The sequence below is a fragment of the Streptomyces lydicamycinicus genome, assembly GCF_000829715.2.
Taxonomy (GTDB): domain Bacteria; phylum Actinomycetota; class Actinomycetes; order Streptomycetales; family Streptomycetaceae; genus Streptomyces; species Streptomyces lydicamycinicus.
Genome location: NZ_BBNO01000007.1, coordinates 454548 through 470142 on the forward strand (window position 1 = coordinate 454548; position 15595 = coordinate 470142).

The 15595-nt window shown below is 71.6% G+C and carries 18 protein-coding genes; 16 read left to right on the forward strand and 2 right to left on the reverse strand.

Annotated elements, in window-relative coordinates; genetic code table 11:
• Window positions 1-60: 60 nt before the first annotated feature.
• Together TU31_RS24540 and TU31_RS24545 are read right to left on the reverse strand one after the other, a co-directional pair.
• A complete protein-coding gene (locus TU31_RS24540; protein ID WP_042158246.1) occupies window positions 61-645 on the reverse strand; it encodes a carboxymuconolactone decarboxylase family protein in 585 nt (194 codons plus the stop codon).
• An 89-nt stretch (window positions 646-734) separates the two neighbouring features.
• Entirely contained in the window at window positions 735-1268 is a 534-nt protein-coding gene (locus tag TU31_RS24545) for a GNAT family N-acetyltransferase (RefSeq protein WP_042158247.1), read from the reverse strand.
• Window positions 1269-1424: 156 nt separating this feature from the next.
• Here TU31_RS24545 and TU31_RS40325 point away from each other — a divergent pair, with 156 nt between their 5' ends.
• The 16 genes from TU31_RS40325 to hypD all read left to right on the forward strand — a co-directional run bounded on the left by TU31_RS40325 (window position 1425) and on the right by hypD (window position 15554).
• Window positions 1425-1553 (forward strand): hypothetical protein, encoded by a 129-nt coding sequence (locus TU31_RS40325; RefSeq protein WP_275451856.1) that lies wholly within the window; start codon window positions 1425-1427, stop codon window positions 1551-1553.
• 23 nt (window positions 1554-1576) lie between these two features.
• Window positions 1577-1771: a hypothetical protein gene (locus TU31_RS37065; RefSeq protein WP_158894639.1), complete on the forward strand. Its 195-nt coding sequence runs from the start codon at window positions 1577-1579 to the stop codon at window positions 1769-1771.
• Window positions 1772-2191: 420 nt separating this feature from the next.
• Window positions 2192-2929, forward strand: a complete 738-nt coding sequence (locus TU31_RS24550) for a DUF4232 domain-containing protein (protein ID WP_042158248.1) — start codon at window positions 2192-2194, stop codon at window positions 2927-2929.
• Window positions 2930-3231: 302 nt separating this feature from the next.
• A complete protein-coding gene (locus TU31_RS24555; RefSeq protein ID WP_042158249.1) occupies window positions 3232-4320 on the forward strand; it encodes an NADH-quinone oxidoreductase subunit B family protein in 1089 nt (362 codons plus the stop codon).
• 92 nt (window positions 4321-4412) lie between these two features.
• Window positions 4413-6194: a nickel-dependent hydrogenase large subunit gene (locus tag TU31_RS24560; RefSeq protein WP_042158250.1), complete on the forward strand. Its 1782-nt coding sequence runs from the start codon at window positions 4413-4415 to the stop codon at window positions 6192-6194.
• On the forward strand, window positions 6191-6814 hold the full coding sequence (locus tag TU31_RS24565) for a NifU-related iron-sulfur-binding protein (RefSeq protein ID WP_181018654.1): 624 nt from the start codon (window positions 6191-6193) through the stop codon (window positions 6812-6814). Before TU31_RS24560 ends, TU31_RS24565 begins: the two co-directional genes overlap by 4 nt.
• Window positions 6811-7479 (forward strand): DUF5947 family protein, encoded by a 669-nt coding sequence (locus TU31_RS24570; protein WP_042158251.1) that lies wholly within the window; start codon window positions 6811-6813, stop codon window positions 7477-7479. Before TU31_RS24565 ends, TU31_RS24570 begins: the two co-directional genes overlap by 4 nt.
• Window positions 7476-8180, forward strand: a complete 705-nt coding sequence (locus tag TU31_RS24575; protein ID WP_042158252.1) for a DUF6084 family protein — start codon at window positions 7476-7478, stop codon at window positions 8178-8180. Before TU31_RS24570 ends, TU31_RS24575 begins: the two co-directional genes overlap by 4 nt.
• 23 nt (window positions 8181-8203) lie before the next feature.
• Window positions 8204-9598: a hypothetical protein gene (locus TU31_RS24580; protein ID WP_370682765.1), complete on the forward strand. Its 1395-nt coding sequence runs from the start codon at window positions 8204-8206 to the stop codon at window positions 9596-9598.
• Complete coding sequence (locus TU31_RS24585) at window positions 9595-10158, forward strand: hydrogenase maturation protease (protein ID WP_042158254.1); 564 nt, start codon at window positions 9595-9597, stop codon at window positions 10156-10158. The genes TU31_RS24580 and TU31_RS24585 overlap by 4 nt, the downstream gene beginning before the upstream one ends.
• The gene (locus TU31_RS40775) at window positions 10152-10256 is read left to right on the forward strand and encodes a DUF6893 family small protein (RefSeq protein WP_423606229.1); all 105 of its coding nucleotides are present in this window, start codon (window positions 10152-10154) and stop codon (window positions 10254-10256) included. Before TU31_RS24585 ends, TU31_RS40775 begins: the two co-directional genes overlap by 7 nt.
• Before the next feature lie 128 nt (window positions 10257-10384).
• A complete protein-coding gene (locus tag TU31_RS24590; protein WP_042158255.1) occupies window positions 10385-10765 on the forward strand; it encodes a hydrogenase maturation nickel metallochaperone HypA/HybF in 381 nt (126 codons plus the stop codon).
• 3 nt (window positions 10766-10768) lie between these two features.
• On the forward strand, window positions 10769-11632 hold the full coding sequence (gene hypB, locus TU31_RS24595; RefSeq protein ID WP_042158256.1) for a hydrogenase nickel incorporation protein HypB: 864 nt from the start codon (window positions 10769-10771) through the stop codon (window positions 11630-11632).
• A complete protein-coding gene (hypF, locus tag TU31_RS24600) occupies window positions 11629-14043 on the forward strand; it encodes a carbamoyltransferase HypF (RefSeq protein WP_042158257.1) in 2415 nt (804 codons plus the stop codon). The genes hypB and hypF overlap by 4 nt, the downstream gene beginning before the upstream one ends.
• A gap of 51 nt (window positions 14044-14094) precedes the next feature.
• The gene (locus TU31_RS24605; RefSeq protein ID WP_042158258.1) at window positions 14095-14433 is read left to right on the forward strand and encodes a HypC/HybG/HupF family hydrogenase formation chaperone; all 339 of its coding nucleotides are present in this window, start codon (window positions 14095-14097) and stop codon (window positions 14431-14433) included.
• On the forward strand, window positions 14430-15554 hold the full coding sequence (gene hypD, locus TU31_RS24610; protein ID WP_042158259.1) for a hydrogenase formation protein HypD: 1125 nt from the start codon (window positions 14430-14432) through the stop codon (window positions 15552-15554). Before TU31_RS24605 ends, hypD begins: the two co-directional genes overlap by 4 nt.
• Window positions 15555-15595: the final 41 nt, after the last annotated feature.

Genomic DNA, 15595 nt, shown 5'->3' on the forward strand with positions numbered 1-15595 from the left:
CTCCGCCGACGACCTGGCACGCAGCCGTCCGCCGCCGGCCCCGCCTTGCCGTGGCGTGCTTCAGGGCTTCGGTGCGGCCGGAGGGAGAAAGTCGTCGAACTTCGGTGTGCCGGGTTCCGGGGTGAGCCTGCCGGCGCGGGCGGTGAAACTGATGGCGTGGTACCAGCCGCACAGCATCAGCAGGTCCAGGAGCTGTTCCGGGCTGAACTCCGCGCTGAGACGCTCCCACAGCGCGTCATCGATGTCGTGGCCGGTGTGCAGGGCATCGGCCGCGTCGAGGAGGAGCCGGTCGCGGTCGGTGGTCCAGCAGGCGTCCGCGCTGTTGCCGTGCGTCAGGGAGCTGATGTGCGCCGGGGTCAGTCCGACGCGGGGTGCGAAGCGCGCGATATGCACGCCCCATTCGTACTCGCAGCCGCAGCGGGCGCAGGTGCGGTCGATGAGGATCTCGCGGTCCCGCAGGCCGAGGCTGAGTTGCCGGCTGAGCTGGTACGAGCCCCAGGCGTGCAGCGCCTCGGCCAGCGGGAGGTTGCGTGCGTACAGCCGGAAGAGCGCGATCGGCTCCTCGTCCCCCGGCATCATGCGGTGCAGTACCGCCGCCACCTCTGACGAGTGCGGCGCTTCGGCCGGTGCAATCCGGGCAGGCACGACTCCCCCTTCCACTGATTCGCGTTTCGAAGCAGCGAAAGGAGGCTAGTGCTTCTGAAATCGAATCGCTAGCGCTGCCGGCGGCCCGCTCAGCCCTGGTACTCCGTGAGATCGATGCTGTGCACCGTCAGTGCATGGCCGTACTCCGGATGTGTCGCCTCCCTTTCGAAGGCCATGCCGAGCTTGCGTACGACGTTCAGGGAGGACTCATGGCCGAGCCGGTTGACGGCGATGACGCGGTCGAGGCCGCGGTCCTGGAGGGCGAACTCCAGCACGGCCTGGGCGGCTTCGGAGGCGTAGCCCTGGCCCCAGTACTGCCGGCCCAGGCGCCAGCTGATCGCCACCTCGTGCCGGACCTCCGGGAGGAACGCGGGAACGGACAGGCCGGCGCATCCGGCGAGTTCGCCCGAGGCGAGGAGTTCGACGGCGAAGATGCCGAAGCCCTCGTCATCCCACTCCTCCTCCCATCGCTCGATCTCCTCGGCGGTTTGGTCCAGGCCGAGGGTGGAGCCGTCGCCGATCCAGCGCATGACGAGCGGGTCCGCGTGGATGTCCGCCATGGGGGCGAGGTCGTCGTCGGTCCAGCGGCGGAGGATGAGGCGGGGGGTGCGGATCTCGGTCATGCCGCCCATCCTGTCGAATGCGGGGGCGCGACGGTAATCGGCGGGTGTCCGTTCGCGGGCCGTCCGGTGCAGGTCAGCGACCCAGGAGCGGCGCCGGCGTGGCCTGTGCGGAACTCGCCGTGTAGCCGGGGCGCAGCGAGTGGAGGGCTGTCGCTGATGCCGATGACGGATGAGGTCTTCGACCCGGTCACGGACGGCAGCGCCGCGGAGGTTCTGGGGTTCTGGCGCCTCCCGGGAGGGTTCGAGAGGCTGCGGCCGTTGATCGGCGAGATCAGGGGCCGCTGATCTACTTCCCGATGCGATGGAGCATGGCTGAGGAAGCCTCCGCCTTCGCAGCGGACGTCGCGCAGTCCATGGGACTGGCCTGCTTCGACCCTCAGCATCTTTCGGTCGTCTGCGTCCCGGCGACCCGTACGCCGACGCACCACGCCACCGTCGACCACCTACGTCCCGGCAGGGCGGGAGCCATCGGCGCGACGGCCCGGCGGCGTCACCGTCCGTGACCCTCGATTCGCCGGTGCCACGGCGCACACTCCCCGCTCGCCGATCCGCAGCACGCCTGCCACACCACCTCTCCGCCCGCAACTCGGGGAGTCCGGGCGGGTGACACCGGAGCGGTGCCACCGGGACGAGCGGGCGCGCAGGGGTTCGTGGGGCCGGTGGTCTCGGTCGACGGAACGGCCGAACCCGGCGGTGCCGCATCCGCAATTCGGGAATTTTCTGCGAGTCTGAGCGGCACGCCCCACATCCCGGCTGGTCACGCCGGTTGCCGGGGTTTTCGGCGTGTCGGTGACCCACGCTCGTTAGTGGTGTGTTAGTGCCTCGTTAGCGGACCGGCAGTGCCCACGGCCACGCTGGAACGAGCAACGGACGGACCGCACCCCACTACGAGAGCTCGCACCTACCAGACGAGGGGGACACTTATGTCGCTCACCATCAAGACGCTCGGCCGCGGTCGTCGTGTCGCCGCCGGATCGCTGATCGCTGTCGCGGCGCTTGCGCTCACCGCCTGTGAGGGCGGCCCCGACGCCGCATCCCGCCCCTCGTCGGCCGCCGCATCCGCCACGTCCCACGGCAAGGAGAGCGGTGGCTCCTCGTCGTCCCACGGCAGCGCCGAGTCGGCCGGTGCGAAAGCGCAGTCCTCCGCGGGCGGTCAGCGGCCGTCGGCGAAGGCGGCGGCCACGCCCGGTGGCAAGCCGACGGGCAAGGCCCCCAGCGCCGCAGAGGCCCACACCTCCGCCGAGGCGACCTCGGACCGCTGCACCGCCGCGAATATGTCGCTGCGCCTGGGCGCCGCCGACGCCGGCGCGGGCAACATCCGCTACCCCCTCGTCTTCACGAACAAGGGTACGAAGGCCTGTTCGCTGCGCGGTTTCCCGGGCGTTTCACTGATCAACCGTGACGGCTCGCCCGTCGGCAAGCCCGCCACCCGCGAGGGCGGTGCCGGCGGTGTCGTCCGGCTCAAGCCGGGCCAGAGTGCACACGCCCTGCTGCACACCCTCAACGAGGGCGTCTCGGACACCCCGTGCTGGGCCAAGTCGCAGATCGTCTTCGTCTACCCGCCCGGCTCCAAGGAGTCGATGACCACCGGCAGCCGCGGACTGCGGGTGTGCGGCGGACGGTTCGACGTGACCGCGGTGGAGGCCGGTGCCCTGGGCTGACGGCCCGGTCCGTGGACCGCGACCAGGACAGCCGCGGGCGACTCCGCCACGACAGCACGCCCCCGGCGCACGGTGCGCCGGGGGCGTGCGGTGCGTAGGGGCGGACCGGCATCCGGCAGCGGAACGTGACCGTCGCCGGCGGTGACCCGTTGTGGTGCTGTGGCCTTCGATTCGGACGCTCGGGTGGTGTGTCACCGCAACGGCCCCTGGTGACCGCTCCGGGTCCGGGAATCGGTGTTACCAAGGTGGATGGAAGCCTTGAATGAGCGCTTTCGTTGCATATCTGCCTAGGAGACATGCCCATGTCCGCAGCTTCGAGCGTGGCCGACAAGGCCGCTGCGAACGGAAAGCCGTCCGCCGAGGACGAGTCCCCGATCCACATTCTCTGGATCAACGCCGGCCTGAGCTGTGATGGCGACTCGGTGTCGCTCACCGCCGCGACGCAGCCGAGCATTGAGGAGATCGCGCTCAGTGTGCTGCCCGGGCTGCCCAAAATCGCCGTCCACTGGCCACTGATCGATTTCGAAAGCGGTCCGGTCGATGGCGCGGACACCTTCATCGAGTGGTTCTTCAAGGGCGAACGCGGCGAGATCGACCCGTTCGTGCTGGTCATCGAGGGGTCCATCCCCAACGAGTCCATCAAGCCGGAAGGCTATTGGTGCGGCTTCGGTGACAACCCGGAGACCGGCCAGCCGATCACCACCAGCGAGTGGATCGACCGGCTCGCCCCCAAGGCGCTCGCCGTGGTGGCGATCGGCACCTGCGCCACCTACGGCGGTATCCACGCGATGGCGGGCAACCCGACCGGAGCCATGGGCGTGCCCGACTACCTGGGCTGGGACTGGACGTCCAAGGCCGGGATCCCGATCGTCTGTGTGCCGGGCTGCCCGATCCAGCCGGACAACTTCTCGGAGACGCTGACCTATCTGCTCTACCAGGCGACGGGCGCGGCACCGATGATCCCGCTGGACGACCAGCTGCGGCCCACCTGGCTCTTCGGCGAGACCGTGCACGAGGGCTGTGACCGGGCCGGCTACTACGAGCAGGGCCAGTTCGCCGCCACCTACGACTCGCCCAAGTGTCTGGTGAAGCTCGGATGCTGGGGTCCCGTGGTCAAATGCAACGTGCCCAAGCGGGGCTGGATGGACGGCATCGGCGGCTGCCCGAACGTCGGCGGTATCTGTATCGCCTGCACCATGCCCGGCTTCCCCGACAAGTTCATGCCGTTCATGGACGAGCCGCCCGGCGGCAAGATCTCCAGCAGCGCCAGCTCCGCGTACGGCAGCATCGTCCGCCGTCTCCGGAGCATCACGGCCAGGACCGTCGACCACGAGCCCAAGTGGCGCCACCGTGGCGACCAACTGACCACCGGCTACCGGAAACCGTGGTGAACACACCCCGCCCGTAGCCGTCCGGCAGCACCCCGGACCCTCCGTCCGACCTCACCTCCGCGCGCACGCAAAAGAAGGGCACGGCACTCACGATGGCACCGAGAACGAAGGCGGCCGACGGCAGCGGTCTGACGGAGATGTCCTGGGATCCGATCACCCGGATCGTGGGAAGCCTCGGGATCCACACCAAGATCGACTTCAAGCAGAAGCGGGTGGCGGAGTGCTACAGCACCTCGTCCGTCTTCCGTGGCTACAGCGTCTTCATGCGCGGCAAGGACCCGCGTGACGCGCACTTCATCACCAGCCGGATCTGCGGTATCTGCGGTGACAACCACGCCACCTGCTCGGTGTACACCCAGAACATGGCCTATGGGGTGAAGCCCCCGCACCTGGGGGAGTGGATCATCAACCTCGGCGAGTCCGCCGAGTACATGTTCGACCACAACATCTTCCAGGAGAACCTGGTCGGGGTCGACTACTGCGAGAAGATGGTCCGCGAGACCAACCCCGGTGTCTGGGAGCTCGCCCAGCGCACCGAGGCCCCCCACGCGGGCGACCACGGCTACCGCACCATCGCCGACATCATGAGCTCCCTCAACCCCATCGAGGGCGAGTTCTACCGCGAGGCCCTCCAGGTCAGCCGCTACACCCGGGAGATGTTCTGCCTCATGGAGGGCCGCCATGTGCACCCCTCCACGCTCTACCCGGGCGGTGTCGGCACCATCGCCAGCGTCCAGCTGTTCACCGACTACCTCAGCCGGCTGATGCGCTATGTCGAGTTCATGAAGCGGGTGGTCCCGCTGCATGACGACCTGTTCGACTTCTTCTACGAGGCGCTGCCCGGGTACGAGGAGGTCGGCCGGCGACGCGTGCTGCTCGGCTGCTGGGGTGCGCTCAATGACCCGGACCACTGCGACTTCACCTATCGCAACATGACGGACTGGGGACGGAAGATGTTCGTCACCCCGGGCATCATCGTCGACGGCAAGCTGGTCACCAACGACCTCACCGAGATCAACCTGGGTATCCGGATCCTGCTGGGCAGCTCCTACTACCAGGACTGGGAAGGCCAGGAGCAGTTCGTCACCCACGACCCGCTCGGCAACCCCGTCGACCCGCGCCACCCGTGGAACCAGCACACCATCCCCGCCCCGCAGAAGCGGGACTTCAACGACAAGTACAGCTGGGTGATGTCCCCGCGCTGGTTCGACGGCAAGGAGCATCTGGCACTGGACACCGGCGGCGGCCCGATCGCCCGGCTGTGGTCCACGGCCCTGTCGGGGCTCGTCGACACCCCGTACGTCAAGTCCACCGGCCACAGTGTCACCATCGACCTGCCCCGCTCCATGACGCGGCCCGAGGTCCGCTTCGAGTGGAAGATCCCCAAGTGGAGCAACGCGCTGGAGCGCAACCGGGCCCGCACCTACTTCCAGGCGTACACCGCCGCCATGGCGCTGCACTTCGCGGAGAAGGGCCTGGAGGAGGTCCGCGCCGGACGCACCCAGACGTGGGAGAAGTTCGAGGTCCCCGACGAGTCCATCGGCTGCGGCTTCACCGAGGCGGTGCGCGGCGTCCTCTCGCACCACATGGTCATCCGGGACGGCAAGATCGCCAACTATCACCCGTACCCGCCGACCCCGTGGAACGCCAGCACCCGGGACACCTACGGCACCCCCGGCCCGTACGAGGACGCCGTCCAGAACACCCCGATCTTCGAGGAGAACTCCCCGGATAACTTCAAGGGCATCGACATCATGCGCACGGTACGCAGCTTCGACCCGTGTCTGCCGTGTGGCGTCCACATGTACGTCGGCAACGGCAAGTCGGTGGAGAAGATGCATGTGCCCACCGGTCTGAGCGGGCTCTCCGGATGAGCGCCCGCGCCACCACGGCAGAGGCCGCCGCACCGCGGACCGGTGTGCCCGAGGCCGCCGCTCCGTCCGCCGCCTCCGCCGCCGTCCCGAACGCCGAGGCGACCGGCCGGCGTGTGGAAGAGGTGCTGGACCGGCTCGCGCAGCGTGACGACCGCGAGGCGAGCGCCGCCGCCGAGGAACTCGTCCGCGTCCTGATGGACTTCTACGGCGCGGGACTCGCCCGGATCATGCACCTCATGGGCAGCGCCACGGGCGACGACGGCCCCCGGCCGGCGCTGCTGCGCGACGAGCTGGTGACCAGCCTGCTGGTGCTGCACGATCTGCACCCCGAGGACACCGCGACCCGCATCGGCCGCGCCCTGGACAGTGTCCGTCGCCAACACCCCGCCGAAATCGCGGAGTTCGACGCGGACACCGGAACGCTGCGGCTGCGCGCCGCCGACTCCGGCGGCTGTGGCTGCCCGAGCACCAGCCAACAGGCCCAGCAGGCCGTCGAGGCCGCCGTCTCCTGTTTCGCGCCCGAGGTGACCTCGATGGGGTGGGAGGCGGCGGGCGAACGGGCCGAGCCGGCGCTGTTGCAGATCTCTCGTCGCCCGCCGACCGCCGCCACCGCCTCGTGAGCGGCCGGCCATCGGCGCTCCCGCGCCTCGGACCGCCGCCCGCCCACCGTGGCCTGCGCCGCTTCCGGGCCCCGGTGCCGGCCGCCGCCGAGCGCTGCGAACTGTGCGCCGTGGTGCTCGCCGAGCACAACCACCGCCATCTGGTCGACACCGCACGCCGCGCGCTGGCCTGTGCCTGCACCCCGTGCGCGCTGCTCTTCGACCGGCCCGACGCCGGCACGGGACAGTTCCGTACGGTCCCCGACCGCTATTTCGTCGACCCCGGCCACACCCTCGACGACACGTCCTGGGACCGGCTCCAGATCCCCGTCGGTGTCGCCTTCTTCCTGCGCACCGCCGACCCGGACCGGCTGGCCGCCCTGTACCCCAGCCCGGCCGGCGCCACCGAGAGCGAACTCGACCCGTCGACCTGGCAGACCGTGCTCTCCGCCAGCCGGCTGGCCGCGCTCCTCCGGCCCGATGTGGAGGCGCTGCTGCTGCGGCGCGCCGAGGGACGGATCGACTGCTACTTGGTGCCCGTCGACATCTGCTACGAACTCGTCGGCCGGATGCGCCTGTTGTGGCAGGGCTTCGACGGCGGCGCCGAGGCACGTGCCGCGCTCGCCGACTTCTTCACCAAGGTCGCCCGCCGGGCCCGCGAGCCGAGAGAGGACGACCGGCTGTGACCGAGCTGTCCTTCGTCTGCACCGGCGTACGCGCCGACCGCTACGCGGCCGCCCCCACCCTCCTCTTCCGGCTGCGTATCACCGCCGCCGAAGCGGCCCGGGTGCACGCCCTCGCGCTGCGCTGCCAGCTCCGTATCGAACCGGCCCGCCGCGGCTACCGGTCCGACGAGGCCGATGCGCTGTCCGACCTCTTCGGCGAACGGTCCCGCTGGGGCACCACCCTGCACCCGCTCCAGTTCGCCCAGGTCTCGCTGGTCGTCCCCGGCTTCACCGGCGAGACCGAGGTGGATCTCCCGGTCCCCTGCACCTACGACCTGGACGTCGCGGTCGGCCGCTACTTCCATGCGCTGCGCGAGGGCGAGGTCCCGCTGCTGCTGTTGTTCTCCGGCACGGTGTTCGCCGGCGCGGGCGGCTTCCAGGTGCACCCGGTGCCCTGGAACAAGGAAGCGTCCGTACGGATGCCGGTGGCCGTCTGGCAGGAGATGACCGAGGCACACTTCCCCGGCTGCGGCTGGCTGCGGCTGCCCCGCGAAACCCTCGACGCGCTGCTCGCCTACCGCTCCCGGCACGCCCTGCCCTCCTGGCAGGCGACCGTCGAGTCGCTGCTGGCCGCCGCCGACGGAACCCCACCGCCCGCACCGCGTGCCCGGCTCTTCCCGGGCGCCGCCGTCCGCCCCGTCACCGAGAGGACCGCGCCGTGACGACCAGCGTGCTGCCCGAGGAGATGGCGGACCGCTTCGCCGCCGCCCGTCAGGTGGCGGACGCCGTGCTGTTCGAGGGCTATGTGCTCTACCCGTACCGCGCGTCCGCCGCCAAGAACCAACTCCGCTGGCAGTTCGGGGTGCTCGTCCCGCCCCACTGGGGCGCCGGCAGCGCGGAGCACTCCTTTCAGCGCACCGAATGCCTGATGGAACCCCGCTCCGGTGCCCGGCTCTCGGCCGAGCTGCGGTTTCTGCGCGCCCAGCGGCGCACGGTCCAACGCCGTTCTCCGGACGGCGGGTTCGAGACCGTGGCCGAACTCGAACTGCCCGACCGGGTGCTGGTCCCCTGGGACGAGGGTGTCGAGGAGCGCGTCACGCTCACGGCCGATGTCTCCAAGCTGACCGGCGAGGGCGTTACCGTCCCGTTCACCCGGCCCGCGCGGGACGAGACCGAGCCGGTCCATGACGCCGACGGACAGCTCGTCGGCCGGCTGGTGCGCCACACCGCCCGGATCGACGGCCGGGTCCGGCTGACCGCGAGTGAACTGGACGGCCCGTACGCGGCGTTCCGGCTGACCGCGACCGTCGAGAACACCAGTAGCTGGCAACCGGACGACGCCGGCGCCGACCGTGCCGCGGCACTGCCCCGCTCGCTGGTCGGGGCCCATCTCCTCCTCGGCCTGAGCGCGGGCGCGTTCGTCTCCATGACCGACCCGCCGGAGTGGGCCAAGGCGGCCGTCGCGGCCTGCCGCAACGAGCACGCCTGGCCCGTGCTGGCCGGCGAGTCCGGCCGCACCGATGTGGTGCTCTCCGCGCCGATCATCCTGGAGGACCACCCGGCCATCGCCCCGGAGAGCCCCGGCGCGCTCTACGACGCCCTGGAGATCGACGAGATCCTGACCCTGCGCACCGCGGCCCTCACCGACGAGGAGAAGCGCGAGGCCCGCGGCACCGACCCCCGCGCCGCCGAGGTCATCGAGCTCGCCGACACCATGCCGCCCGAGGTGCTGGAGCGGCTGCACGGCGCCGTACGGGCACTGCGCGAGGTCACCGGACCCGGCCCGGCCGCCCCGGACACGCTCGCCCCGGACGTGCCGGGCGTCCGCCCGGACACCCCCTGGTGGGACCCGGAGAGCGACCGCAGCGTCGATCCCGTCCGCGACCGGATCACCCTCGACGGGCGGTCGGTCGGCGCCGGCAGCCGGGTACTGCTGCGCCCCGGCCTGCGGCGCACCGACGCCCAGGACCTCTTCCTCCAGGGCCGCACCGCGCAGGTCGAGGCGGTCCTGCACGACGTCGACGGCGGGGTGCACCTCGCGGTGACCGTGGAGGGCGACCCGGGCGCCGACATCCGGCGCGAGCAGGGCCGGTTCCTGTACTTCCAACCCGACGAAGTCGCTCCCCTGGAGGACGCGTGAGTCCCGAGGCATCCGTCGCCAGGCGGCCCGCGAAGACGCTGATCGCCGGCGTCGGCAACATCTTCCTCGGCGACGACGGCTTCGGCGTCGAGGCCGTCCGCCGGCTCGGTGAGCGGCAACTCCCCGACGGGGTCGAGGTCGTCGACGTCGGCGTACGGGGCGTGCACCTCGCCTACCAGATGCTGGACGGCTACCACACCGTGCTCCTCGTCGACGCCTCCGCGCGCGGCGGCGATCCCGGCACCGTCTACCTCCTCGACGCCACCGCACCCGCCGCCCGCCCGCCGGACACCGCGCTGGACGGCCACCACATGACCCCCGACGCCGTGCTCGCGCTCCTGGACACCCTCAGCGCGGGCACCGGCGGCCGGCGCCCGGAGCGCGTCCTGGTCGTCGGCTGCGAACCCGCCGATGTCGCCGAAGGCATCGGGCTCAGCGAACCCGTCGACGCCGCGGTCGACGAGGCCGTACAGCTCATCCTGCGGCTGGTCGGCGCGGAGGAACCGACCCCGGCCGCCGCCGGACCGCACACCAGTGAGAGGAACACGACACCATGCTGAAGCTCGCCCTGAGCGGAGCGCTCGCCGCCGCACTCGCTCTCATCGTGAAGTCGATGCTGCCCGACCTCAAACGCTATCTGCGCATCCGCGCCATGTGACGGGGCGGCGCTGCACCGAACGGTGTACGCCACCGCGCCGCCCCGGCGAGGCACCCCGGCCGCCCTCCGGCCGCGCCGTCTAATGAAGCCGAGCGGCACCCGGTCGTCCCCGCACCAGAGAGGGACCGATGCACGAGATGTCCATCGCGCTTGCGGTCGTGGACCAGGTCGAAAGCGCGGCCCGGCCCGCCGGGGCCACCGCCGTCCACAGCGTCCGGCTGCGGGTCGGGGAACTGGCCGGGGTGGTCCCCGACGCGCTGGCCTTCTCCTTCGAACTCGCCTGTGCCGGAACGGTGCTGGAGGGCGCGGAGCTGGTGACGGAACCCGTCGCGGCCCGCGCCCGCTGCGAGCCCTGTGCGGACACCTGGCCGGTGGGCATGCCGCCGCAGCTCAGCTGTCCGGGCTGCGGCGGAGCCACGGCCGAGCTGCTGTCCGGCCGGGAATTGCAGATCGTCAGTGTGTGCTGGAACGACGCCCCGGTACACGCACCGACCCACGAGGAGCGCTGAACCATGTGCCGTGTCGTCGACCTGCAACAGGCGGTCCTTGCCAAGAACGACGCCTGTGCCCACACCCTGCGCGAGGACCTCGCCGCCCGTGGCACCGCGCTCGTCAATCTGCTCTCCAGCCCCGGCAGCGGCAAGACCGCGCTCCTGGAACGTGAACTCACCCTCGCCCGCAGCCGGGGCATTCCCGTCGCGGCGCTCACCGCCGACCTCGCCACCGAGAACGACGCCGTCCGGCTGGCCCGCTCCGGAGTACCCGTCAAACAGGTGCTCACCGACGGGCTGTGCCACCTGGAGGCCGAGATGCTCGGCGGGCACCTGCACGGCTGGCTGCCCGCGGACACCCGGCTGCTGTTCATCGAGAACGTCGGCAATCTGGTCTGCCCCGCCTCCTACGACCTCGGGGAGGCACTGCGCGTCGTGCTGGCGTCGGTGACCGAGGGCGAGGACAAGCCGCTGAAGTACCCGACCGCCTTCGGTCTCGCCCATCTGGTGGTGGTCACCAAGACCGATATCGCCGATGCGGTGTCGTTCGACGAGAAGGAGTTCCGCGCCAACGTCGAGCAGATCAACCCCGGTGTGGAGGTCGTCCTCACCTCGGCGCGCGGCGGGGAGGGCGACGGGCTGCTGCTGGACCGGGCGCTGGCGGCGCGGGACGGCGCACCGGTGCACATCCCGGTCATGACCCGGAAGTCCCACCACGTCCATGACGCGGAGGACGGCCAGCCGTGCGACGAGGGGCACACCCACACGCCGGACCACTCGCACGGGGAGCACACCCACGCCGGGGAACACACCCACCCGCACCGGGCACCGGGCGGCCGTGCGCACACCACCGACCCCGACACCGTGGCGTCGAGCCGCTCATGACCATCCGGCAGGCCGAGGGGAGCACCGTGACGGCCCCTCCCACCGCCGCACGCCGCCGGATCACCGTGCGCGGTGTCGTCCAGGGCGTCGGCTTCCGTCCGTTCGTCCACACCCTCGCCACCGAAATGGGCCTGACGGGCCATGTGACCAACACCGGTGAGGGCGTGGTCGCCGAGGTCGAGGGCGCCCCCGCGGCGCTGGCCCGCTTCGGCGAACGCCTCAGCGGCGAGGCCCCGCCGCTGGCCGTCGTGGAGACCGTCGACGGCCAGGACATCGCCGTGGCCGGCGACTCCGGCTTCCGGATCCTCCCCTCCCGCGCCCACGGCCCCTCCCGCACCCTGGTCGCCCCGGACGCCGCCACCTGCGCGGCCTGCCTCGACGAGCTGACCGACCCGGCCGACCGCCGCCACCGGCACCCCTTCCTCAGCTGCACCCACTGCGGGCCGCGCTTCACCATCGTCACCGCGATCCCCTACGACCGGGCGCTGACGACCATGGACCGCTTCCCGATGTGCCCCCGCTGCGCGCGGGAGTACGCGGACCCGGGCGACCGGCGGTTCCACGCCCAGCCCATCGCCTGCCATGACTGCGGCCCCCGGCTGCGGCTGCTGACCGCGGACCCCGCCGACCGCGCCTGCCCACCGCGCCCGGCCCCCGGCACCGACCCGGTCGCCGACACCCGGCAATTGCTGGCCGACGGCGCGATCGTGGCCGTCAAAGGTCTCGGCGGCTACCACCTCGTCTGCGACGCCTCCGACGACACCGCCGTCGCCCTGCTGCGCCATCGCAAGGCCCGCGGCGACAAGCCCTTCGCCCTGATGGCCCGTCATGTCGACGAGGTGACCCATCTGGTGCGCGTCGGGGCGGAGGAGCGCGCACTGCTCACCGGGCCGGTGCGCCCGATCGTCCTGCTGCGCCGCACCCCGCATCCCGCCGCCCCGGCCCCCGGCGCACCCACGCTGTCCGACGCCGTCGCCCCCGGCAGCCCCGACCTGGGCGTGATGCTGCCGTACACCCCGCTGCACCACCTGCTCCTCGGACTGCCCGGCGACCCTCCGGGGCCCCGGCTGCTCGTCATGACCAGTGGCAATGTCGCGGGCGAACCGATCGTCACCGACGATGACGAGGCCGTACGGCGCCTCGCGCACCTGGCGGACGCCTGGCTCACCCACGACCGGCCGATCCGGATTCCCTGCGACGACTCCGTGGTCCGGATCAGCGACGGGGAGCCGCTGTTCGTCCGCCGCTCCCGCGGCTATGCCCCGTTCCCGGTCCCGCTCCCGGTGCCGGTCCGGCCCGCGCTCGCGACCGGCGGCGACCTCAAGAACGTGTTCTGCCTCGCCGAAGGGCACCGTGCCTGGCTGTCCGCGCACATCGGCGACATGGACGATGTGGCGACCCAGTTCGCCTTCGAGCGGGCCGAGGAGCATCTGGAGACGGTCACCGGGGTACGCCCCCAACTCCTCGCCGCCGACCGGCATCCGGGCTACCGCTCCGGCCGGTGGGCGCAGTGCCACACCGACGGCCGGCCGCTGGTCCGCGTCCAGCACCACCACGCCCATGTCGCCGCGGCCATGGCCGAACACGGGCTCCGCGACGGCCACCCGGTCATCGGGGTCGCCTTCGACGGCACCGGCTACGGCGACGATCACACCATCTGGGGCGGCGAGATCCTGCTCGCCGACTACGACGGCTACCGCCGCTTCGGACAGCTCGCCTACGTGCCGCTGCCCGGCGGCGACACCACCGTACGGCGCCCCTACCGGATGGCCCTCGCCCACCTGCGCGCCGCCGGTATCGACTGGGCCGCGGAGCTGCCCCCGGTGGCGGCCTGCCCACCGGACGAGCGGCGGCTGCTGGCCCGGCAGCTCGAACGGAACCTCAACTGCGTGCCCACCTCCAGCATGGGCCGGCTCTTCGACGCCGTCTCCTCGCTGGCCGGGGTCTGCCACCAGGCCGGGTACGAGGCCCAGGCCGCCGTCGCCCTCGAAGCCGCGGCCCTGAGCGCGGGCGAGGACCCCGGCCCCGGCTACACGTTCGCGCTGCGCGCCGGGCAGACCGGACCGGCGGCCGCCGACCTCGTCGCCGACCCGGCGCCGGTGCTCACCGCCGTCGTCGAGGACCTCCGTGCGGGCACCGCCGTCCCGCTGATCGCGGCCCGCTTCCACACCGCGGTCGCCGACCTCGTCCGGCGCTGCTGCGCGTCGGCCCGGGAGCGGGCCGGCCTGACGACCGTGGCCCTGACCGGCGGGGTCTTCGCCAACACCCTGCTGGCCGAGACCACCGCCCGCCTCCTGCGGGAGGACGGCTTCACCGTCCTGCGCCACCGCCGCGTCCCGCCCAACGACGGGGGACTGGCGCTCGGTCAGATCGTCGTGGCGGCGCGCACGGCAGGAGCCGCCGTGCGCTGAGCGGCACCGCGGCGCGGCGGACGCAACGTACCCACGACGAGGAGAGGCCCCATGTGCCTGGCGGTACCCGGCAAGGTATTGGACATCGAGGAACGGGACGGCACCCGCATGGCGACCGTCGACTTCGGCGGTGTGGTCAAGGAGGTGTGCCTGGAGTACGTCCCCGACCTGAAAGTCGGTGAGTACGCCATCGTCCATGTCGGCTTCGCGCTACAGCGGCTGGACGAGGAATCCGCCCGGCACACCCTCGCCCTGTTCGAGGAACTGGGCCTGCTCCAGGAGGAGTTCGGCGACCCCTGGGAGGCGGCTGCCGCCCCCGAGGGATGGGACGGGGCGGGCGGCACACCCCCGGCCGTCCGCAACGACGGAGCGCGGGAGGCGAGCCGGTGAAGTACCTCGAAGAATTCCAGAACCCCGAGCTGGCCCGGCGGCTGCTCGACGAGATCCGGGCCACGGCGACCCGGCCCTGGGCCCTGATGGAGGTCTGCGGCGGGCAGACACACACCATCATCCGGCACGGTATCGACCAACTTCTGCCGGATCAGGTCGAGTTGATCCACGGGCCGGGCTGTCCGGTCTGTGTGACGCCGCTGGAGGTCATCGACAAGGCCCTGGAGATCGCCGCCCGCCCCGACGTGATCTTCTGTTCCTTCGGTGACATGCTCCGCGTCCCCGGCAGCGACCGCGATCTCTTCCAGGTGCGCGGCCAGGGCGGTGACGTCCGGGTGGTCTACAGCCCGCTCGACGCCCTGAAGATCGCCCAGCAGAACCCGCACCGCGAGGTGGTGTTCTTCGGCATCGGCTTCGAAACCACCGCACCTCCCAACGCCATGACGGTCCATCAGGCCCGCAAGCTCGGCATCCCCAACTTCAGCATGCTGGTCTCCCACGTCCGGGTGCCGCCCGCCATCGAGGCGATCATGACGTCGCCCAGCTGCCGGGTCCAGGCGTTCCTCGCCGCGGGCCATGTGTGCAGTGTGATGGGCCTGGGGGAGTACCCCGAACTGGCCGACCGCTTCCAGGTGCCCATCGTGGTCACCGGCTTCGAACCACTGGACATCCTGGAGGGAATCCGCCGCACCGTCCGCCAGCTGGAGCGCGGCGAACACTCCGTGGACAACGCCTATCCGCGCGCCGTCCGCAGCGAGGGCAACCCGGCCGCGCAAGCCATGCTCGCCGATGTCTTCGAGGTCACCGACCGCTCGTGGCGCGGTATCGGCACCATCCCCGCCAGCGGCTGGCGGCTGTCGGAGCGCTACCGCGACTACGACGCCGAATACCGCTTCTCCGTCGACGGCATCACCACCCGCGAACCCGCCGCCTGCCGCAGCGGAGAAGTCCTCCAGGGGCTGATCAAACCGCACGAGTGCGAAGCCTTCGGCACCACCTGCACCCCGCGCTCCCCGCTCGGCGCCACCATGGTCTCCAGCGAGGGCGCCTGCGCCGCCTACTACCTCTACCGCCGACTCGGCATCACGCCCACCCCGCAGGAGGCGAGCCCCGTTGCCTGACACCAAGCACCCCACCCCCGGTGGCCCCACCCCGGCCGACC

Excerpts from the sequence above, each read along its gene's own strand:
- TU31_RS40775 (WP_423606229.1), top strand. The coding sequence starts at position 10,152 with ATGCTGAAGCTCGCCCTGAGCGGAGCGCTCGCCGCCGCACTCGCTCTC.
- TU31_RS24590 (WP_042158255.1), top strand. The coding sequence starts at position 10,385 with ATGCACGAGATGTCCATCGCGCTTGCGGTCGTGGACCAGGTCGAAAGC.
- TU31_RS24605 (WP_042158258.1), top strand. The coding sequence starts at position 14,095 with ATGTGCCTGGCGGTACCCGGCAAGGTATTGGACATCGAGGAACGGGAC.
- TU31_RS24550 (WP_042158248.1), top strand. The coding sequence starts at position 2,192 with ATGTCGCTCACCATCAAGACGCTCGGCCGCGGTCGTCGTGTCGCCGCC.
- hypB (WP_042158256.1), top strand. The coding sequence starts at position 10,769 with ATGTGCCGTGTCGTCGACCTGCAACAGGCGGTCCTTGCCAAGAACGAC.
- hypF (WP_042158257.1), top strand. The coding sequence starts at position 11,629 with ATGACCATCCGGCAGGCCGAGGGGAGCACCGTGACGGCCCCTCCCACC.
- TU31_RS24580 (WP_370682765.1), top strand. The coding sequence starts at position 8,204 with ATGGCGGACCGCTTCGCCGCCGCCCGTCAGGTGGCGGACGCCGTGCTG.
- TU31_RS24560 (WP_042158250.1), top strand. The coding sequence starts at position 4,413 with ATGGCACCGAGAACGAAGGCGGCCGACGGCAGCGGTCTGACGGAGATG.
- TU31_RS24555 (WP_042158249.1), top strand. The coding sequence starts at position 3,232 with ATGTCCGCAGCTTCGAGCGTGGCCGACAAGGCCGCTGCGAACGGAAAG.
- TU31_RS37065 (WP_158894639.1), top strand. The coding sequence starts at position 1,577 with ATGGCTGAGGAAGCCTCCGCCTTCGCAGCGGACGTCGCGCAGTCCATG.
- TU31_RS24565 (WP_181018654.1), top strand. The coding sequence starts at position 6,191 with ATGAGCGCCCGCGCCACCACGGCAGAGGCCGCCGCACCGCGGACCGGT.
- TU31_RS24545 (WP_042158247.1), bottom strand. The coding sequence starts at position 1,268 with ATGACCGAGATCCGCACCCCCCGCCTCATCCTCCGCCGCTGGACCGAC.
- TU31_RS40325 (WP_275451856.1), top strand. The coding sequence starts at position 1,425 with ATGCCGATGACGGATGAGGTCTTCGACCCGGTCACGGACGGCAGCGCC.